At 51.7% G+C, this 18425-nt stretch carries 24 protein-coding genes and 1 pseudogene; 12 read left to right on the plus strand and 13 right to left on the minus strand.

Features of this window, described 5'->3' with window-relative positions; translation table 11 throughout:
* The first annotated feature begins 353 nt into the window (after nt 1-353).
* From HII27_RS05880 to tsuB, 3 genes are all read left to right on the plus strand, one after another.
* Complete coding sequence (locus HII27_RS05880) at nt 354-1712, plus strand: APC family permease (protein WP_035894859.1); 1359 nt, start codon at nt 354-356, stop codon at nt 1710-1712.
* Nucleotides 1713-1883: 171 nt separating this feature from the next.
* On the plus strand, nt 1884-2939 hold the full coding sequence (tsuA, locus tag HII27_RS05885) for a thiosulfate utilization transporter TsuA/YeeE (RefSeq protein WP_185667016.1): 1056 nt from the start codon (nt 1884-1886) through the stop codon (nt 2937-2939).
* A 10-nt stretch (nt 2940-2949) separates the two neighbouring features.
* Nucleotides 2950-3174, plus strand: coding sequence for a thiosulfate utilization sulfurtransferase TsuB/YeeD (gene tsuB / locus HII27_RS05890; RefSeq protein ID WP_035894857.1), 225 nt, complete (start codon nt 2950-2952; stop codon nt 3172-3174).
* Nucleotides 3175-3257: 83 nt separating this feature from the next.
* Here tsuB and sbcB read toward each other — a convergent pair whose 3' ends face one another.
* Complete coding sequence (sbcB, locus tag HII27_RS05895) at nt 3258-4667, minus strand: exodeoxyribonuclease I (protein WP_396401349.1); 1410 nt, start codon at nt 4665-4667, stop codon at nt 3258-3260.
* Between the two features lie 195 nt (nt 4668-4862).
* On the opposite strand from sbcB, the gene HII27_RS05900 reads away from it, so the two are divergent.
* Complete coding sequence (locus HII27_RS05900) at nt 4863-6044, plus strand: tyrosine-type recombinase/integrase (RefSeq protein ID WP_185667018.1); 1182 nt, start codon at nt 4863-4865, stop codon at nt 6042-6044.
* Here the strand turns inward: HII27_RS05900 and HII27_RS05905 are convergent.
* The 11 genes and pseudogenes from HII27_RS05905 to HII27_RS05955 all read right to left on the minus strand — a co-directional run bounded on the left by HII27_RS05905 (nt 6025) and on the right by HII27_RS05955 (nt 11499).
* Nucleotides 6025-6216 carry a helix-turn-helix transcriptional regulator gene (locus HII27_RS05905; protein WP_185667019.1) on the minus strand — a complete coding sequence of 64 codons (192 nt, stop codon included), beginning with the start codon at nt 6214-6216 and terminating at the stop codon, nt 6025-6027. The genes HII27_RS05900 and HII27_RS05905 overlap by 20 nt on opposite strands.
* A gap of 29 nt (nt 6217-6245) precedes the next feature.
* Complete coding sequence (locus HII27_RS05910; protein WP_185667020.1) at nt 6246-6815, minus strand: 3'-5' exonuclease; 570 nt, start codon at nt 6813-6815, stop codon at nt 6246-6248.
* Nucleotide 6816: 1 nt separating this feature from the next.
* Nucleotides 6817-7038, minus strand: a complete 222-nt coding sequence (locus HII27_RS05915) for a hypothetical protein (protein WP_185667021.1) — start codon at nt 7036-7038, stop codon at nt 6817-6819.
* 229 nt (nt 7039-7267) lie between these two features.
* Nucleotides 7268-7594, minus strand: a complete 327-nt coding sequence (locus HII27_RS05920; protein ID WP_061279094.1) for a hypothetical protein — start codon at nt 7592-7594, stop codon at nt 7268-7270.
* Nucleotides 7595-7883: 289 nt separating this feature from the next.
* Nucleotides 7884-7991 (minus strand): annotated as a pseudogene (locus HII27_RS05925) (ead/Ea22-like family protein); the annotation flags it as partial.
* Between the two features lie 121 nt (nt 7992-8112).
* Complete coding sequence (locus HII27_RS05930) at nt 8113-8457, minus strand: hypothetical protein (RefSeq protein WP_061279092.1); 345 nt, start codon at nt 8455-8457, stop codon at nt 8113-8115.
* On the minus strand, nt 8454-9098 hold the full coding sequence (locus HII27_RS05935; RefSeq protein WP_185667022.1) for a hypothetical protein: 645 nt from the start codon (nt 9096-9098) through the stop codon (nt 8454-8456). Before HII27_RS05935 ends, HII27_RS05930 begins: the two co-directional genes overlap by 4 nt.
* On the minus strand, nt 9091-9585 hold the full coding sequence (locus HII27_RS05940; RefSeq protein WP_185667051.1) for a hypothetical protein: 495 nt from the start codon (nt 9583-9585) through the stop codon (nt 9091-9093). Before HII27_RS05940 ends, HII27_RS05935 begins: the two co-directional genes overlap by 8 nt.
* A complete protein-coding gene (locus tag HII27_RS05945) occupies nt 9573-10112 on the minus strand; it encodes an HD family hydrolase (protein ID WP_185667023.1) in 540 nt (179 codons plus the stop codon). Before HII27_RS05945 ends, HII27_RS05940 begins: the two co-directional genes overlap by 13 nt.
* 130 nt (nt 10113-10242) lie before the next feature.
* Complete coding sequence (locus HII27_RS05950; protein ID WP_185667024.1) at nt 10243-11070, minus strand: YfdQ family protein; 828 nt, start codon at nt 11068-11070, stop codon at nt 10243-10245.
* Between the two features lie 57 nt (nt 11071-11127).
* Nucleotides 11128-11499, minus strand: coding sequence for a hypothetical protein (locus tag HII27_RS05955; protein WP_185667025.1), 372 nt, complete (start codon nt 11497-11499; stop codon nt 11128-11130).
* Between the two features lie 330 nt (nt 11500-11829).
* Here HII27_RS05955 and HII27_RS05960 point away from each other — a divergent pair, with 330 nt between their 5' ends.
* Nucleotides 11830-12276, plus strand: a complete 447-nt coding sequence (locus tag HII27_RS05960; RefSeq protein ID WP_185667026.1) for an ECs1072 family phage-associated protein — start codon at nt 11830-11832, stop codon at nt 12274-12276.
* A gap of 377 nt (nt 12277-12653) precedes the next feature.
* On the opposite strand, the gene HII27_RS05965 is transcribed toward HII27_RS05960, so the two are convergent.
* The gene (locus HII27_RS05965) at nt 12654-13346 is read right to left on the minus strand and encodes an XRE family transcriptional regulator (RefSeq protein WP_185667027.1); all 693 of its coding nucleotides are present in this window, start codon (nt 13344-13346) and stop codon (nt 12654-12656) included.
* 98 nt (nt 13347-13444) lie between these two features.
* Here HII27_RS05965 and HII27_RS05970 point away from each other — a divergent pair, with 98 nt between their 5' ends.
* The 7 genes from HII27_RS05970 to HII27_RS06000 form a co-directional block, all read left to right on the plus strand.
* Nucleotides 13445-13690, plus strand: coding sequence for a helix-turn-helix domain-containing protein (locus tag HII27_RS05970; RefSeq protein WP_185667028.1), 246 nt, complete (start codon nt 13445-13447; stop codon nt 13688-13690).
* Between the two features lie 10 nt (nt 13691-13700).
* A complete protein-coding gene (locus HII27_RS05975; protein ID WP_185667029.1) occupies nt 13701-14252 on the plus strand; it encodes a YmfL family putative regulatory protein in 552 nt (183 codons plus the stop codon).
* A 163-nt stretch (nt 14253-14415) separates the two neighbouring features.
* Complete coding sequence (locus HII27_RS05980) at nt 14416-14595, plus strand: DUF4222 domain-containing protein (protein WP_072277046.1); 180 nt, start codon at nt 14416-14418, stop codon at nt 14593-14595.
* Entirely contained in the window at nt 14585-15445 is an 861-nt protein-coding gene (locus HII27_RS05985) for a conserved phage C-terminal domain-containing protein (protein WP_185667030.1), read from the plus strand. The genes HII27_RS05980 and HII27_RS05985 overlap by 11 nt, the downstream gene beginning before the upstream one ends.
* Nucleotides 15442-16341 carry a phage N-6-adenine-methyltransferase gene (locus HII27_RS05990; protein ID WP_185667031.1) on the plus strand — a complete coding sequence of 300 codons (900 nt, stop codon included), beginning with the start codon at nt 15442-15444 and terminating at the stop codon, nt 16339-16341. The genes HII27_RS05985 and HII27_RS05990 overlap by 4 nt, the downstream gene beginning before the upstream one ends.
* On the plus strand, nt 16334-18271 hold the full coding sequence (locus HII27_RS05995; RefSeq protein WP_185667032.1) for a DNA cytosine methyltransferase: 1938 nt from the start codon (nt 16334-16336) through the stop codon (nt 18269-18271). Before HII27_RS05990 ends, HII27_RS05995 begins: the two co-directional genes overlap by 8 nt.
* Nucleotides 18268-18425, plus strand: a 158-nt coding sequence (locus HII27_RS06000; protein WP_455583644.1) for a LexA family protein, incomplete at its 3' end; no start/stop codon positions are given. The genes HII27_RS05995 and HII27_RS06000, both read left to right, overlap by 4 nt.

The raw sequence follows: 18425 nt of genomic DNA on the forward strand, positions 1-18425 counted from the left end.
TATGGTAGCCAATAATGCTTTAGCAAAAAGTGCTATAAAAGTTAGCGCTGCTTTAGAGATTGCTTGTTAATCAGCCGGTTGGATGAGAAGTCGCATTATTACTTCTCTCACCGGCTTGTATTTTTACATTCGTTTGGTGCAAAATATGTCGAATGTAAAAAATGAGACTAACCGACGTGATTGCCACGTCGGTTATTTTTTTACATCAAAACAACCATCCAATAAAAGAGGCCGGGCTTCGTACCGGATAGATATTTACTTAAAAAACGACAGTTGTTGTCGCTGAGGAAACAGAAAAAAAATGGGGCAATTTTTCTTTTTTGCACCGGCAGTCGCCGCACAGGAGACTCACCGTGTCAAATAACGTTACTCCAAACACCTCTCGCGTGGAATTGCGTAAAACGCTTACGCTGATTCCGGTTGTCATGATGGGCCTGGCCTATATGCAGCCAATGACGCTGTTCGATACGTTCGGTATCGTATCTGGCCTTACCGACGGTCACGTTGCAACGGCGTATGCCTTTGCGCTGATCGCGATTCTTTTTACAGCGCTAAGCTACGGTAAACTGGTTCGCCGGTTCCCGTCCGCTGGCTCTGCATACACCTATGCTCAGAAATCCATTAGCCCGGTCGTTGGCTTTATGGTTGGCTGGTCATCGCTGCTGGACTACCTGTTCATGCCGATGATCAACATTCTGCTGGCTAAAATTTACTTTGAAGCGCTGATGCCTTCTGTACCATCGTGGATCTTTGTTGTCGCGCTGGTGGCCTTTATGACCATCTCTAACCTGCGCAGCATTAAAGCCGTGGCGAACTTCAACACGCTGATTGTGGTTCTGCAGATGGGTATCGTGGCGGTCATCGTTGGCCTGATCATTTACGGCGTAATGCACGGTGAAGGCGCAGGCACGCTGACCAGCACCCGTCCGTTCTGGTCTGAAGGTGCGCACGTGGTGCCGATGATTACCGGCGCAACCATCCTGTGCTTCTCGTTCCTGGGCTTCGACGGTATCTCTTCTCTGTCTGAAGAGACCAAAGACGCAGAACGTGTGATCCCGAAAGCTATCTTCCTGACCGCGCTGATTGGCGGGATGATCTTTATCGGTGCATCTTACTTCCTGCAGCTGTACTTCCCGGACATCTCCCGCTTTAAGGACCCGGATGCGTCTCAGCCTGAAATCATGCTGTACGTTGCGGGTAAAACCTTCCAGTGGGGCGTGCTGATCTTCTCCAGCGTGACCGTTCTGGCATCGGGTATGGCGGCACATGCAGGCGTATCGCGTCTGATGTACGTGATGGGTCGTGACGGCGTGTTCCCGAACAGCTTCTTCGGCTATGTGCATCCGAAATGGCGTACCCCAGCGTTCAACGTACTGCTGGTTGGCGCGATTGCCCTGCTGGCGATTAAGTTTGACCTGGTCACCGCAACGGCGCTGATCAACTTCGGTGCGCTGGTGGCATTCACCTTCGTTAACCTCTCCGTGATTTCGCAGTTCTGGATCCGCGAGAAGCGTAACAAGACGCTGAAAGACCACTTCCAGTACCTGGTACTGCCAGTGTGCGGCGCGCTGACCGTTGGCGCACTGTGGATTAACCTGGAGCAGAGCTCAATGATTCTGGGCCTGATTTGGGGCTCAATCGGCCTGCTGTACCTGGCGTGCGTGACCAAGCGTTTCCGCAACCCGGTTCCGCAGTACGAAGACGTCGCATAATTCACGAACGTGAAATGATGAAACCGGAGGCCATGTGCCTCCGGTTTTTTTTGGTCTGAACAACAGCGAATTAATAACCTTCAGGAATAATATAGAGCTTTTGGTTATTGGAGCCGAAAGGCGGGCTCGGGAATAATTTTACGACTGATAATATTGGGTTAATTAATTCTTATGTTGCACATGATAATAAGCGGAATAGTCTGCGGCGCACTGCTGGGGTTCGTCATGCAGCGCGGTCGCTTCTGCCTGACGGGCGGCTTCCGCGATATGTATATCACTAAAAATAACCGCATGTTCTACGCGCTGTTGATTGCTATCTGCATTCAAAGCGTAGGTGTTTTTGCGCTGATCCAGCTCGGTCTGGTGCAGTACGATGCAGGCGCGTTTCCGTGGCTGGGCACCGTTGTCGGCGGCTTTGTCTTTGGTATCGGTATTGTCTATGCCGGTGGCTGCGCTACCGGGACGTGGTATCGCGCTGGGGAAGGGCTTATCGGCAGCTGGATTGCGCTGGTGACCTACATGGTGATGAGCGCGGTGATGCGTTCTCCACATGCCGCTGGCCTGAATAAATTCCTCGGCGAACATACCACGGCGCACAACGGTATTGCAGAAACCCTCAATATCTCCGTCTGGCCTATTATCGCGCTGCTGGTGCTGGTGACGCTGTGGTTTGTGCGCAAAGAATTGCGTAAACCAAAGCTGAAGGTGGCTTCATTGCCGCCGCGTCGCAGTGGTCTGGCGCATTTGTTGTTTGAAAAGCGCTGGCATCCCTTTTTCACCGCGGTGCTGATTGGTCTGATTGCGCTGCTGGCGTGGCCGATGAGTGAAGCGACCGGCCGTATGTTCGGTCTGGGTATCACATCGCCTACCGCCAATATTCTGCAGTTCCTGGTCGGCGGCGACAGCAAGTACCTGAACTGGGGCGTGTTCCTGGTACTGGGTATTTTCATCGGGTCTTTTATTGCTGCGAAAGCCAGCCGCGAGTTCCGTGTGCGTGCCGCTGATGCGAGTACCACGCTGCGCAGCGCCGGTGGCGGCGTGCTGATGGGCTTCGGCGCCAGCATTGCCGGTGGTTGCTCGATTGGTAATGGTCTGGTCATGACCGCGATGATGACCTGGCAGGGCTGGATTGGCCTGGTATTTATGATCCTTGGCGTGTGGTGCGCGTCCTGGGTGTTGTATGTTCGCCCGCAGCGGAAAGCCAAACTGAAAACCGCGACGGCATAAGGAGTTAAAGATGGTTGTGAAGAAACTGGATGTGGTTACCCAGGTGTGCCCGTTCCCATTAATTGAAGCCAAAGCGGCGATGGCTGAACTGGCCAACGGCGACCAACTGGTGATTGAGTTTGACTGTACCCAGGCGACGGAAGCGATTCCACAGTGGGCGGCAGAAGAGGGCTATACGGTCACGGATTACCAGCAGTCCGGCGATGCGGCCTGGACCATCACGGTACAGAAGTAAGTATGACGTCCGGTTAGGCGAAACGACGCGGGGTTCTGAATACGAAAACCCCGGCGTCGCTTTGCTCGGCCGGGCGACAATGGTTATACAATCTCCTGCGCGTACTGATACAGCGCTTTCAGCAGCGACAGCTTTTCCGCATTCCCTTCATACTGCCCGTAGAGCATTTCGAGCTCCTGCGCGTAGGCCTGTAAAAACTCTGGCGTAAAGATCTGCCGACGGTGCTCTAACCAGCGCTGCTGCTCACTTTCATCCAGCGTGCCGGGGAAATTGCGCGCCCGGTAGTTAAACAGCAGTTTCTCAATACGCTTATCGGCGAAGGTGATATCCAGCGCCGGAAGATTACGTGGCTCGGTCTCGAGTACGATTTTCATCGCCGTTCTGTCGGCATCGCTGAAGAAGCCGTTATAGAGCTGAGCATCGACGTTTTCCGACGGCACAAACGGCTCGGCTTCGGCAAAAATGGCTACCGCTTTCTCGCGAACCTGCGGATTCTCACGCAGCTTTTTCAGATTATCCAGACAGTGCTGGCGGTTGATTCCCAGACGGTCGGCATCTTCCGGACGCAGGGTGTTGGCCTGCGCCAGCACCGGGCATTTGTTCAGGTGCACCAGCTTGATAGGGATCGGGGAATTATCGCCAAGACTGGCTTTGGCGGTATAGAGGCGATCGCGCAGCGTATCGGCGTCCAGATCCAGCAGCGGACTGATATCGCCGGCAAGATCCACCATGATCACCGCGTTGCGGTTATCCGGATGCCACGCCAACGGTGCTACCCAACTGGTGTTGCCGCGCCAGGCGCCGAACATGCCGGAGACGTGCACCAGCGGCTTCATCTGCGGCACGTCAATCAGCGTCATCAGCTTGTTTTTGCCGCGATAGGCGTAGAGATAATCAAACAGCTTCGGCTGCTGCGTTTTTACCAGTTTCGCCATCGCGATAGTCGCGTAAACGTCGGCCATCGCATCGTGGGCGTTGCTGTGTTCAATGCCGTTAGCTTTGGTTAAATGCTCAAGACGGAAGCTTGGCAGGCCGTCGTCGTTCTCCGGCCAGTTGATGCCTTCCGGGCGCAGGGCGTAGCAGGCGCGCATCACGTCCAGCAGATCCCAACGCGAGTTGCGGTTCTGCCAGCTCCAGGCGTACGGGTCGTAGAAGTTGCGATAGAAGATATTACGCGTCACTTCATCGTCGAAGCGCACGTTGTTATAGCCCACCACGCAGGTGTCCGGCACGGTGAAGATATCGTGGATACGCTTAGCAAACGCCGCTTCATTATCACCCTTGGCCCGCGCCTCCTGTGGCGTAATGCCGGTAATTAACACCGCTTCAGGCTGCGGCAGATAATCCTCCGCGGGCTTGCAGTAAAAAACCTCTGGCTCACCGATTATCGTGAAATCCTTATCGGTACGAATGGCGGCGAATTGCGCGGGGCGATCGAGGGAAGGGCTGGTTCCGAAAGTTTCGTAGTCGTGAAAGAGGAAGGTTCTCTGTATATTATCGTTTTTAACTGTCACCTGATGTACACGCCTGATGTCATATGTATCTGATTTATCGATTTAAAAACTGTATTTTTGTCAGTGATTGCTATTGTTTGTACACTTGATGATATTGTTGTTTGTGTTAGTACATGCGATATTAAGTACACATTAAGTACATAACCAAGCATTTTTCGAGTACAGAAAACTAATATGGCGATCAGTGACACAAAGCTACGCTCCATCTATGGTAAACCATATTCCGGCCCTTCTGAAATTACTGATTCTGACGGCCTCGGGATTCGCATCACACCACGTGGCATTATCAGTTTTCAGTTCAGGTTTCGGCGTGATGGAAAACAGCACCGCTTAGGTCTGGGTCGATACCCGGCACTGACTCTCCGTGATGCTCGTAACATGGTTGCAGATTTAAGGGAATCCGTCGATAAGGGATTGGATCCGAGGATGCTTGCTGGAAAAGAAAAAGTAAACCAGAAGCCCACTGTAAAAGATTGCCTGAACTACTGGCAAGAAAACTACGTTGATGTTGCACTCCGGGAAAAAACGCAGGCGCTTTATAAGTCGACCGTAATAAAACAAATGACGGATGCTTTTCCGGGGATGCCTGTGGAGGAGATTCCTATTCGTCTTTGGGTTGAGAGATTTACCGAAGAAGAGCGAATTAATCCTCGTCGTGCGCGACAACTTCTTATTCAGTTACGCTCAGCTATTAGCTGGTGCTTCAGACGGCAATTTGTTGGGAATGCCGCCATCCTCCAGTTGCTACCTAAAGATATCGGCACAAAGCCATCGGTTGGGGAGGTCACTCTCAGCTACAATCAGCTAGCAAAAATATGGTTGGCTATTGATCGAAGCCGTGGCTCCACGTCAAACAGATTACTTCACCAGTTGCTGATGCTATATGGTGCGAGAAATAGCGAAATGCGCCTGTCAGTTAAGGATGAATTTGACCGGGAAGAGGGCGTATGGATCGTGCCAGCTGAAAAAAGCAAAACGAACAGGATTATTCGGCGGCCTATTTTTGCTGCAGCAGATGAATTACTGAAAAAAGCAGAAATGACATACGGTAATATTCTTTTTCCTGGCCCTGATCTGAAAACATCGATGACGATTGCTGGAGCTAATCGCTACCTGAAAAGGATTCAACTGTCTTTAGGTATTGGGGAGTTTACTGCGCATGATTTTAGAAGAACACTGGCGACCAGGTTATCTGAGGAGGGTGTTGCCCCGCATGTGATTGAAAAAATGCTGGGGCATGAGCTTGGCGGGGTGCTTTCTGTTTACAACAAACATGATTGGATTGCTGAGCAGAAAGCCGCTTATGAGTTGTATGCCGAGAAGATATACTGGCATGTCAAGAAGGTCTCTGGTTGACGCCTCCATTTAATATCCACGTCTCCACCGCAGAACGAAGGTACTGTTTTGGGTGGGTACGGATAGGTTTTGGGAAATTATGATTTTCGGTATATTTCCAGATGGTCATGCGTGACGACACATGCATCATCTGCATTACTTCTTTTTCGTTAATCATTTCGATATCGGCCATAAGCCACCCCCAACGGCCAAAGGCCTCTATTAATAATCATTCTGCGAGTTAGGAATAATTCGCTGCCAGATAGCTGACACGTACTTAGCTTGGTGCTTTGCATCCGCCAGCGCATTATGCATGTCGCCTTCAAACGGTATGTCCCGGCGTGGGTTTATCCCTATCTGTCTGCCAAGTTCGACGATGGTTCTAACGTCACGGTCATTCGCAAAATGCCAGGCACATGGAATAAATTCGCGGTCATAGGTGGCCCGTAGAATTACGTTATCGAAGGTGGCTCCATTTCCCCATACCTGAACTTTGCCAGAGTCGGCATTGTCGCGAATAAAGGTATTCAGCTTAATCAGTGCAGCTGAAATGGTTATAGCGTCCTTATCGCAGATAGCCGCTCTGGCTTCCTCGCTTTGCTGCATCCACCACATGATGGTATCTGCATCAGGAACAGCACCGCCATTAACTGCACTTTTTAGGCTAACAACCCGGTAAAAATCTGCACCCAATTCACCAGTTGATGGGTCAAAGAACACAGCACCGATGGAGACAATGGGCGCATTTGGTTTATTGCCCATGGTTTCAAGGTCGATCATTAAATGGTTCACGTTAAATATTCTCCTGCTCTGGTGCTGTTGGTGCGGACTCTGCTTTGCGAATCACAAGCAGCTCTTCCAGACCTTTAATCGCATCCGCGATGACGTATGCCATATCACCGCCGTTCTGGTACTGAAGGGAACGACGCAGTTCTGCAATGAGGCGGGTGATTCGCTCAACAGTAAGCGGTCCGTGTGCCGGGTGGTTAGCTGGGTCTGTTAAGTTGATTGTCATGCTGCACGCTCCTGAAATAACACTGACTGCTGATAGCCAGTAAGAAACCATAAACCATCCGCCCGTTGACTCATTTCATACCAATCCTCTGGGTTCAGGTCGGACACGAGATTATCTCCGCAGATGCAGGTATCTTCCCCTCTAGGCTCAGAGTCATATTCAGCGCCAGCAGTGAACCTCTCAGGGTTCTCCGAGTGAACGCACGTCATTTTAGTTACATTCGACATGCTCATTGTCCTTCTCCTTCGATAACCGGAATTCCCGCAGCGACGACGATTCCATTAGTCAAATTGGAGTTCTGGCGGTTAGAGCGACATACCAGCGCCCAAAAGTTCATATCGCAAATCAGTGCGACTCGCATTTCCGCAGTAAATCGATAGCCGAGCTTATTTGACTTGCCTGCTGAGCGCCGACGCTTGCGCATTATCTTGCGAACGTGAGCCGCATTAACCTCAACCTGGCGGTGTCTTGAAGCGTAAACACCCTTCGCTGGTATTTTTCGAGCCTGTTGCTGGTAAGCAGTTAACAGGTCATGTACGTCTGTTGATTTAGCCATTCTTTTGCTCTCCTTCGATAACCTGAATGCCAGCGGCGGCCAGCGCTTCCAGCACTTCGTCCCGGTCGTAGCAGTCACCTTCCGGGTCTTCCTGAAGGTATGCTTCGTCGATGTGATACCCTTCGCAGGAATAGCGTTTTGGCAGCGTCACGGTACGGGACTCCGCCAGCTGCTTTAACCCTTCCTCGGTCATGCGCTTGTAATGATCGCGTGACTGGATTACCTGAGCGTGGCTTTTTTCAAGCTCGGTGATGCGCTGGCGGGCGGAATTCAGTTCAGCAACATTTTTTTCAAGCTCATCAATTTTCACATCACTATCGCATGCCTGTTCGTGTACCCGAGACGCCACTCGATGCCAGCGACGCTCACCTGCCAGTGCCTTCTCCAGCGCCTCTACCAGTGAGGTAATGTATTTACGCAGCACTCGGGCGTATTGAGTGGACGGAGTTGGGTATTCGCTGAGTTGTTTCAACTGAGCCAGCGCATCATTAATTTCAGTCTGCGCCAGTGCGGTGATATCAGTCATTCCACGCCTCCAGTTCGTTCTGGATCTCTTCGTCGATTTCGTCGTTGGTGGCGTCTTCGTTGAGATAGTCGCGCGCCTCTTTGAGATACTTTTCCCGACGTTCGTTGTACCAAGCTGAAAACTCTGGCGACCAACCAATCGTTGTGCCGTCATAGTCAAATCTGGCGTTATCCTCTGCCATACGCTCAACCATGCAATGAGCGGTCGTTAAGGCACACTCACGGATGTAGCCGCGCAAGTCGCGCTTATGCCAGTACGGACTGTATTTCGAGTCACAGCGGCCTTTAAATTCGACAGTCCAACGACGGATGCAGCGTGCATTAAGTGATTTGCTCATTGTGCAGATTCCTTGCGTCTAGTCGTCCACGACACGCTGTGTTCAGCCGTCAGGGTGAATGAGTGCCCGCATTCACTGCAGGTCATTTCGTCCTCGTCGGCCTCATAACTTTCCTCGGTGCTGACGTTAGCGTTGCACCAAGGGCATTTAGCCTGATCTTCATTGAAATAATCCCACTCGTTGTAATCTGCATTTTCTTCAATCCTGGCTAATGCATCAGAGCGGATTTTTGCTTCTTCGGCTTCCCTGCATGGATGACAAGTCCACCCCCACACGCCATTTTCATCACAAGAACCCCACATGCCGCCGCCGTTGTCATGCTCATTGCGCGGAGGTATTGGCGTAGCTTCTTTGCGGGTGAGCCCACAACACTGGCAACGATCGTGCTCTTCGCAGACAACGTATGGCATTTTGTCGCCGTTCTTATTGCAATGGGCACAGCCGTTTATCCACATCCAAACGCCATTTACCTCAAGCGCATACAGGTGTTTCTCTGGGGGCGTGAGTTTAATTTCAGGATGATGCCAGTCATCACCAAATTCCTGGGTGCTACCATTTCGCATGCGATTCATTCCGGGCTTTAACCGAGGATCATCAATTGGTGCGACAATGATTTCGTTTTTATCGGTGCGGTTACTCATGAGCGACTCCTTGGCGTAGCTGTGAGGCGAATCCATTGCAGAGCTCACCGGCATCCTGCAAGACCAAGCGCGCATCTTCATGCAACCCTTGGGCGTATTGTTTAAGGTATTCGCCAGCCTGCTCGGCTCCTTTCGCTCGGACGTCAGCCAGATACGTGTCTGTTGCCTTGAATGGATTCTCAGCTTCAACATCGCGAGATATGTATGCGTTGATTTCAGAAACGTAATCCATCGGAACACCGGCATACAGGTATTCGTCTGCGTTCACGTACTCTTCGTGGTTTTCGCTAATGTCTGTCAACAGGCGCAACATTTGTGCGTTTTCCGCTACCACCGCCGCCCGAAGCTCGATGGATTCAGTAAGGGCGACGTATACGGTATCCAGCCGGGTAATGACCTCAGTCATTATTTGGCGCTGCGCTGGTGGTAGGTCACCGACGGTCGCGTGCGCTTTTGCAATAAGCTCTTTCACTTTCAAGCGGCACATTTGCGGATCTCCATCAGTTCGTTAAAGCGATTAATGAAGAGGCCGAATGCTTGCCCAGGGCGGAGAGGAATAACTTGAATGAGGTCCGAGCATGGAATCCCCTCCAGACAATCCCACTTCGATCCGTCGTCGATTTCCAGATCACGGCGCTCAGTGGCCAGCATTGTTAGATCTGCATATTTGACGACTGCGGCGTGCTCCAGCGGAATATCGAATTTGAATCGGATAAGGCCATCAACATAAGTCTCGATACGGCGGTAATCGGGCAGCAGCGCTTTCAGTGGGGCTGGGATGTCCTGGCAATAAGCTTCTGCGGCATCATGCATCAGCGCTTCAAAGGCGAACTCAGGTGGAACAAGCTGGCTTACCAGTACTGAGTGCTGCGCCACGCTGTAGAACTCCGGTAGGTGCCCGGCAAAGCGGCAGATGTGGGAGAGGGCGGTCGCGATATCTTCAATATCAATATCGTCCACAGTCGCGGTCAGGTAGTTAAATTTCTTGCCGGATAATGTCTGAATGTAGCTCATTTCTTTCTCCATTTTAGCGCGCTGCACCGCGCGGATTTTGGTTGCACGAATCCCTCGCCGGTTGGCGATAATTAACGGGATTACGCTTCACTAATAACCCCCGCTGCCGGGGGCTATTAAGGCTGGGTAATTACGCGCTGAATTTACCGATAAAGGTTTCTACTGGCTTGCCGTCGAATTTGCTGATCAGCAGATCGCGGAATTCGTTGGCGATCGCTTCTTCCTGGGCTTCCAACTGCACGATACGGATAACGAAACACGGCTCACCACTTTTGAGCAGGCTATTACGCAGACTGAATGCACGCTCGCCAAGACCTTCATAGGGCACGCATTTGAACTCGAACGCCACCGGCATAACGTCTTTGCTGCTGGCCTCAATGCTTTGCATCAGCGATTTTTTGCCGCTGAAATCGCTATCTTCATGGTCAGACTGTGTCGCCTGCTGGATAGTGACGCGACGAACAGCCTGGGCTGCCTGGGTGATCTGCATGGAGTTACCGTCGGCATCGAATGCCAGCAGGTAATCTTTCCAGTCCTCCAGCCATTCGGCGATCTGCTTCTGGCTCAAACGGGTACCGTCAATAGCGAGCAGCGCGCGGAAAGGTGCCGTCTTTTTCAGGCCAATTGATGCGGTGTTATCGGCATGGCCTGGGTTAACCAGCGTGCCGATATTGAAGATAGAGCGAGCGCGCATATTGTCGGCATCAATAAAGCAACGAGCTGGCGTTGCATCACTGGAGTAGCCAGTGGAGTAGCGGACAAAATCATCAATGCTGGTTGTTTCCATAGAGCCACGGAAACGGAAACGCTCAAGATCGAAACGCTCCAGGCTTTCAATGCCAGCGTTATTCGGGATCAGGGCTGTAGGGCATGCGGTTTCGCGTACCTTTTCCAGAGCGAATGAGGAAAGGGTCAGTTTCTGAACGTCCTGGATCGCGGCGCTATCAAGCTGTGTCATAACAATTCCTTAAATGTTGGTGTAGAAAAACAAAATCGATGGTCTATCAATCGCGGCTTACTTCGCCGCGCGCAGCTTTCCGTCTGGATCACCGCCGAGGGTGAACAGGTTCCCCTGGTCTTCCTGCAGGATGGTGAGTTTCCCGCCTTTGTTAACCCACATAGGGGTTTCGGTGGTGTCCTCTTCAGTCGCCTTGCCGCGTGGCGTTGGGGTGACGTACTGAAGCTTGTGCTTAATTTTGACGCGCTTCTCTTCGACGGAATTGCCCATGCGTTCAAAATCAAAGGTCAGAGTTACCTTGCCTTTGTTGCCATTATTCAGAACGCCCAGGGCTGTGTTATTCAGTGCCGCTGCGATTTTGTTCACGAACACGCCGGCATCCAGTTCGCCCAAAAAGTCGGGCACTACGGTCATGCGATCATTACTCATGGTCACCTCATTGTGACGGCTGCCACCGTCAGTAAGTTTTCTCCATACATGATGTTGTGGCGGTGGTGCCTCCACCTGCCAGCCCGGCCAGGACTGGCGACGTACACTAATCAAGACACATATTCATTTTTAAGTTGAATAAGCTGGTGGCCTCGTCACGTGCGCATAGCCGCAATTACCACAACTGGAAGCGCACTCCGCGTTTTGTTTCACACCTGTCATCCACAACTGGTAGAGAAGGAGTGCGCTTTCATGTTGTGTGCCTGTCTTTTCACCACATCAGGCTCGGTGGTATCCTTCAAAGTCCCTACAACCCCAAAGGAAAGCAAAATGATTAATGGCATTGCCCATTTATTCACGCAAGTGAAAGCCAATATTGCTGAGCTTCGCGGTGTTAAAGTCAGCGGCTTCGTTGATAGTACGGCTGTGTCTTGCGTAACCAACCGCGCTCTTCAAATTTGTGCCCTTGACGTACTTCTGTATGATCACCGTAAAAAGTATGCCAATCAGCTTAATGGGCTAGGTGGTAAACAGGCTCTTTACCATAAACTTCTGCTCAAATATCAATGGCCACTTTCGGTAATCAGGGGCCTTACGCTTCCAGATGTACTTCTGGCTCTTCACGATGAACTTCAGTTTGATACTCTGCCGGATGGTGTTGGCGAGTATTTTTCCCAAATCGCTCGTGCCAACTACCCGGTTAACTTCCCTGACTACCTTGATGCTGAATGGGATCCCAATTTGTCAGAGAAATTTCTAATTGAGATTCAGCGGTAACTTCAGTGATCATCGAAGTTAATTCAGCAAGCCTCTGCTCAATGGAGGCTTTATCCGTATGCAGCTGCCGTAGGGTAGTCATCGCTTCGACTTTCTTACACAGCCACTGGTAAAGTTCATCGTTGTTAAAGTCACCAGCAAAGATGACTGGCTCTTTCTTCTGCATCACCGCCTCCTAAGCATCTAAACCACAGTTGCGAATCATCCGGTTATTCATACGCCACCGGCGGCTACTTCGTGGGCGTCCTGCCTGTTCGCTGTTGATGAGAATAACGATAAAGATAAATTGCGTTATACGCAAGTAATAAATTGCGAGTTATGCAAATTTGAGGGCGAAAAAAAACCGCCAAATTGGCGGCTTTCTTTTAAGGGGGGGATTAAGCGTGTCGTTTGAATGACTGTGACTGGCTGATCATTACTTTGCCGAAAACATAAAAACGATGTTCATTGCTTTTATCTACCGCCCACTCTCTGTACTTGGGGTTATCGGAAATAACCAGTAGTTGGTCAGGTATCATCTGTAAGCGTTTAACGTATACTTTATCGTCAAAACCAAAGACATATATACCATCGCCATCGAATTCATGTACCGAAATATCTACAAAAATCAGGTCGCCGGGCTCGATTGTCTCTGCCATGCTATCGCCGCGGACGTTGATTACCTTAACTTGGTCAGAAGTTCGCCCACCAAACATAGATAAGGCGCGCTCATTGTTGTATTCGATGGAGCGGATAACATCAATAACGTCGCTGCCCTGAATAAAACCACCGCCAGCGCTCGCGCTAACATCAAGAATTTCCACTCTGAACACCGAGTCGTCTCCAATATGTGGTGTTGGGACACTGTTTTTATATACAGTAGTTCCATTTCCATCAGGAGTAAAGAGGTCAGCAACACTAACGCCTAAAGCTTCAGCATATTTGCTAAGTGATTGTTCAGTAAATGACTTCTGCTTGCCAGTTTCAACGCGAGAAATATTTGCGCCGTCAACACCAACAGCCTCTGCAAGATCAGCGATTTTTAGTCCCTTCGCAGTGCGAAGTTCTCTTATGCGGTTTCCTATGTTCATGCGCCTATTACATGTTGTTTTTGCGTGATGTGCAAAGCAACTTGCGCAAGTCGTATGTTCACCTTATTATGCGTATTGCGCAATTATAAGGAGGAGATATGCAATCACCATTACGAAACTTGCGTAAATCGCAAGGGATGACACTTTCCCGGGTGGCAAAAGAAGTTGATATCGACCCGGGGAATTTAAGTCGAATAGAGCGAGGTCAGCAAATAGCGTCGCTTGATGTTGCTGAACGGTTGGTTCGCTTCTTTTCAGGCCAAATCAATGAACTAGAGATTCTTTATCCACATCGATATGCAAACTGTAGCGGTATGGGTACGGATTTAAAACCACAGAGATAAGAGGTAAGCCGTGGGTAACGAACCTATGTGGAAAGTCGAACGTCAGCCAGCCTGGCTGGTGGCCGCACTTAAAAAGACGATTACCGATCTGCCTGGTGGATATGTTGAAGCAGCGGAATGGTTAGGAACGACCGAAAACTCGTTGTTTAACCGCCTGCGTACCGAAGGCGATCAAATTTTCCCGCTTGGCTGGGCGATGGTGTTACAGCGTGCTGGTGGTTCAAGCCACATTGCTAATGCCGTTGCGCACCACTCTAACGGCGTTTTCGTAAAACTCCCGGACATTGAGCAGATGGGGAATGAGGAACTGCTGACGAAATTTAATGAGCTGCTGGCGGCGTTGGGGCGCTTTGCTCAATTCCACAATGAGTCAACAGCGGACGGTGTGTTGGACAACGAGGAAAACAAAAAGATGAAGGCAAAAGGCTACCGGGTGCAGTCGCTGGTGGCAGAAATAATGGTAGTGACAGAAATGTTATTTGGGGAAGTTGACGCCCGCGAGTGTGCAGCTCCGGGCGTCCTGGCGAATAACTCTACGTGTATGGAGAAAAAATCCGCATGACCAGTTTAACGGCTTTTAACCGTTTACCGCAACTCAGGATGATCCCGGTGCCGGGTTCTCCGTTGTTTCGGTATGAACGCAGAGTATCAAACCGCTGGGTTCCATGTAACCACAGTCGGGCCGTCTCAATTGTGGGGGTCTACTACCGGAGGGCAAAACGCTTATGGGCGAACTTAACCGGCGGTACCGGGACCACCGCGGCGTGCCAGTCCGTGTTATCCGCTGGGAGCCAGAAACACAGCGCGTTATCTACTTACGCGACAGCTACCCACACGAGTGTTTCAGCCCACTCGAACTGTTTCGCAAAAAGTTCAGGGAGATAACGGACGATCATGAGCACTAAATTAACCGGCTACGTATGGGATGGCTGCGCGGCGTCGGGCATGAAGTTGTCGAGTGTTGCGATTATGGCTCGCCTGGCTGATTTCAGCAGCGACGAGGGCGTGTGCTGGCCGTCTATCGAGACTATTGCTCGCCAGCTTGGCGCTGGACCGAGCACAATCAGAACGGCAATCGCGAAGCTTGAAAAAGAGGGCTGGCTTACCCGTACCCAGCGCCGTAACGGCAACCGTAATGCCTCGAACGTGTACCGCCTGAATGTAGCAAAACTGCGAACGGCGGCATTTTCTCAACTGCCAGAATCTGACACGTCAAAATCTGACGCATCAAAATTTGACGCCTCAAAATCTGACCCGTCGAAATCCGGCAATAACGGCGGTTTTGACCCGTCAGAATCTGGCGGGGATCCGTCAGTAAAATCAAAACCAGAACCACAAGTAACTACTAAAACCCCTTGTCCGGTTGCGGCGCAACCAGACCCTGAAATTGTGATTACTGACCAGGCGATTGTCGTTTTAACTCACCTGAACCAGATCAGCGGATCCCGGTACCAGAAATCAAAAACCTCGCTGGAAAACATCCGAGCCCGTTTGCGTGAGGGTTACAGCGTTGCCGACCTGCAGCTGGTGGTTGACCTGAAGCATGAGCACTGGAACGGGAACGATGAACAGTACCAGTACATGCGACCGGAAACGTTGTTCGGGCCGAAGAAGTTCGAAGGTTACCTGTCCAGTGCAACCCGCTGGGAGAACAAAGGCCGTCCCACTCGTGATACCTGGGATAAAACCCGCGAACGCGACATAAACGCCATCAGCCAACCTAACGACACTATTCCACCGGGGTTCAGAGGATGATTAAAAATCAATACTGCCAGGCGCTGGCGGAAATGCGCAGCAAAAGCGCGCACAAGTTGAAGGAAGTCGGCGATCAGTGGCGTACTCCTGATCTGCTTTTCTGGGGCATCAATGCGATGTTTGGCCCGTTGGTTCTCGACCTGTTTGCTGATGACGATAACGCGAAGTGCCCAGCATGGTACACCGCTGAAGATAACGCTTTAACGCAGGACTGGTCATCCCGTTTGCTGGAGCTCGGCGGCGCTGGTTATGGCAACCCGCCATACAGCCGGTCGCAGTATAACGATAAACAGGCAATCACCGGCATGCGCCACATCATTTCACACACATTGGCAATGAGAGAACAGGGCGGGCGCTACGTCTTTTTAATCAAAGCGGCAACGGGTGAAGTCTGGTGGCCGGAAGAAGCAGATCATGTCGCGTTTATCCGTGGGCGTATCAGTTTCGATCTGCCAGTGTGGTACCGACCAGAGGAAGGGCAGCCGTCCGAATCGTCAGCAGGGTTTAGTGCTGCGATTGCGGTATTCGATAAGTCATGGCGTGGTGAGCGTTTCAGCTACATCAGCCGCACCGTGCTGGAAGAAAAAGGGCGTGCGTCTATGGCGCTGGCCACCTTTGCCGCCTGTAAAGCTCTGCCAACAGCCGCACAGTCGGTGCTGAAGGAAGAACAAGCCACGGCGCCGCAGGTGTTACCGGGAGCAGAATCACGCATCTGGCCGCTTGAGGTAGGCATTGTGTTTAACCAGGTAGATGGCGCTGATGCGCTGGAAATGTCGCAGCAGAACAAACTAAAAGCCCACATCAACCAGCTCTGGCTGGAACGAACACCCACCAGCGAGATTATTGATATCGCGCGCGGCCTGACCGGGAGCATGTTGGGGGTGACCTGTGCGTGAAATTATCGTTGATAACTTTGCTGGTGGCGGTGGGGCATCAACCGGCATTGAACTGGCGATCGGGCGTAGCGTGGATATTGCTATTAACCACGATGAAAACGCCATCGCAATGCACAAAACAAACCACCCGGACACGCTTCATTACTGCGAATCGGTGTTTGATGTTGATCCGGTTGCGGCCACCGGCGGTAACGCTGTCGGCCTGGCATGGTTTAGCCCTGATTGCCGTCACTTCTCAAAAGCGAAGGGCGCAAAGCCAGTGAAGAAGGAAATCCGTGGGCTGGCGTGGATTGTCCTGCGCTGGGCACTGGCGAAACGTCCTCGTGTGATGATGCTGGAGAACGTTGAAGAGTTTAAAACGTGGGGGCCGCTGCTGGATGATGAAATGCGCCCGGATCCTGCACGTATTGGCGAAACCTTCAAAGCTTTTGTTGGCATGTTATCCACTGGCATTGCGCCGGATCATCCGGCGCTGGATGAGGTTTGCGAGTTCCTCGGGATTGAGCCCGAAAGTATGCAGGCGAGACAACTGATCGACGGGCTTGGGTATGCCGTTGATTTTCGCGAGCTCCGCGCGTGTGACTACGGCGCACCTACTATCCGGAAACGCTTTTTCATGGTTATGCGCTGCGATGGCCACGCGATTGAATGGCCTGCCGTAACCCATGGGGATCCTAAATCGCTAGAAGTGCAAAGTGGCAATCTTGCTCCATGGCGTACAGCTGCCGAATGTATCGACTGGAATATCCCGGCGCTGTCTATCTTCGACCGCAAAAAGCCACTGGCAGAAAATACGCTTAAGCGCATCGCGCGGGGCATCCAGCGCTTTGTTATTGAGAGCGCATCGCCGTTTATCGTGAAGTGTAATCACACCAGCACCAAAACGAGTTACGACTGTTTCCGTGGGCAGGCGCTGGCCGAACCACTACAGACAATCACAAAAACCCATGGCTACGCGGTTGCTGTTCCACACCTGACGAAATTCCGAACTGGTGCAACCGGGCAACCCGTTACCGAACCAGTACCAACGGTGACCGCTGGCACATCGAAACGCCCTGGCGGTAATGGGCATGCGCTCGGTGTCGTTGAAGCTGCATTAACGCCATTCCTGGCTGGCAATGGTGGTAGTGAATACCAGGCGAAGCCACGGCCGCTGGATAAACCTGCGCATACCATCCTCAAGCAATCCCGCTCCTGCCTGGTAACGCCGACGTTAATTCAGATGGGCTACGGTGAACAGCCTGGGCAGGAACCGCGCGTCCTGCAACTTCATCACCCTCTGGGCACCGTTGTTGCTGGTGGCAATAAGTTTGCGACCGTAAGTGCATTCCTGGCTAAACACTACGGCGGAAACTACACCGGGCCGGGGATCAGCCTAGATGAACCAGCGCACTCTGTGACAACGGTAGACCATCACGCACTGGTTAGCGCGCAAATTGTTGGTGTTGGCGGTCGTGCAGGACAGAGCCGCCCGAGAGACGTTAGTGAGCCTATCCAGACCCTGACGACGAAAGCAGATAGCGCAATGGTTACTTCACATCTTATTAAGCTGCGCGGTACCTGCCGAGATGGGCAGCGTCTGGACGAGCCCATGCCGACTATCACCGCTGGCGGGCAGCACGTCGGCGAGGTTCGGACCTTCCTCGAGACTTACTGCGGGGAGAGCTCAGACGAATGGCTGGTGACCATTGAAGGGGTGAAATACCAGATCGTGGATATCGGGATGCGCATGCTTCAGCCGCATGAACTGTACAAGGCTCAGGGCTTCCCCGATGGCTACGTTATCGATCAGGACTTCCGTGGCAAGAAATACGCCAAAGATAAACAGGTAGCGCGCTGCGGTAATGCTGTGCCGCCTCCATTCGCCGAGGCGCTTGTGCGCGCAAACTTACCGGAGCTCTGCGTGAGCAAAGAGGAAAAAGCAGCATGATGGATTTAACTTCGCGTCAGCAGCACGTTCTGGATCTCCTGATCGATTACCAGCGTGAACATGGTTTCCCACCTACTAACTTCGAACTGGCGGGGCTGCTGGGATGCAGCTCTCCCAACGCTGCGGCGGATCACCTCCGCGCGCTAGAGAAAAA

Origin of the sequence: Kluyvera sichuanensis (genome assembly GCF_014218705.1) — a bacterium.
GTDB lineage: Bacteria > Pseudomonadota > Gammaproteobacteria > Enterobacterales > Enterobacteriaceae > Kluyvera > Kluyvera sichuanensis.

Bases quoted from the DNA above. Each gene is read 5' to 3' on its own strand.
- tsuA (WP_185667016.1), top strand. From the start codon at position 1,884: ATGTTGCACATGATAATAAGCGGAATAGTCTGCGGCGCACTGCTGGGG.
- tsuB (WP_035894857.1), top strand. From the start codon at position 2,950: ATGGTTGTGAAGAAACTGGATGTGGTTACCCAGGTGTGCCCGTTCCCA.
- HII27_RS05900 (WP_185667018.1), top strand. From the start codon at position 4,863: ATGGCGATCAGTGACACAAAGCTACGCTCCATCTATGGTAAACCATAT.
- HII27_RS05905 (WP_185667019.1), bottom strand. From the start codon at position 6,216: ATGGCCGATATCGAAATGATTAACGAAAAAGAAGTAATGCAGATGATG.
- HII27_RS05915 (WP_185667021.1), bottom strand. From the start codon at position 7,038: ATGACAATCAACTTAACAGACCCAGCTAACCACCCGGCACACGGACCG.
- HII27_RS05920 (WP_061279094.1), bottom strand. From the start codon at position 7,594: ATGGCTAAATCAACAGACGTACATGACCTGTTAACTGCTTACCAGCAA.
- HII27_RS05930 (WP_061279092.1), bottom strand. From the start codon at position 8,457: ATGAGCAAATCACTTAATGCACGCTGCATCCGTCGTTGGACTGTCGAA.
- HII27_RS05935 (WP_185667022.1), bottom strand. From the start codon at position 9,098: ATGAGTAACCGCACCGATAAAAACGAAATCATTGTCGCACCAATTGAT.
- HII27_RS05940 (WP_185667051.1), bottom strand. From the start codon at position 9,585: ATGTGCCGCTTGAAAGTGAAAGAGCTTATTGCAAAAGCGCACGCGACC.
- HII27_RS05945 (WP_185667023.1), bottom strand. From the start codon at position 10,112: ATGAGCTACATTCAGACATTATCCGGCAAGAAATTTAACTACCTGACC.
- HII27_RS05950 (WP_185667024.1), bottom strand. From the start codon at position 11,070: ATGACACAGCTTGATAGCGCCGCGATCCAGGACGTTCAGAAACTGACC.
- HII27_RS05955 (WP_185667025.1), bottom strand. From the start codon at position 11,499: ATGAGTAATGATCGCATGACCGTAGTGCCCGACTTTTTGGGCGAACTG.
- HII27_RS05960 (WP_185667026.1), top strand. From the start codon at position 11,830: ATGATTAATGGCATTGCCCATTTATTCACGCAAGTGAAAGCCAATATT.
- HII27_RS05965 (WP_185667027.1), bottom strand. From the start codon at position 13,346: ATGAACATAGGAAACCGCATAAGAGAACTTCGCACTGCGAAGGGACTA.
- HII27_RS05970 (WP_185667028.1), top strand. From the start codon at position 13,445: ATGCAATCACCATTACGAAACTTGCGTAAATCGCAAGGGATGACACTT.
- HII27_RS05980 (WP_072277046.1), top strand. From the start codon at position 14,416: ATGGGCGAACTTAACCGGCGGTACCGGGACCACCGCGGCGTGCCAGTC.
- HII27_RS05985 (WP_185667030.1), top strand. From the start codon at position 14,585: ATGAGCACTAAATTAACCGGCTACGTATGGGATGGCTGCGCGGCGTCG.
- HII27_RS05990 (WP_185667031.1), top strand. From the start codon at position 15,442: ATGATTAAAAATCAATACTGCCAGGCGCTGGCGGAAATGCGCAGCAAA.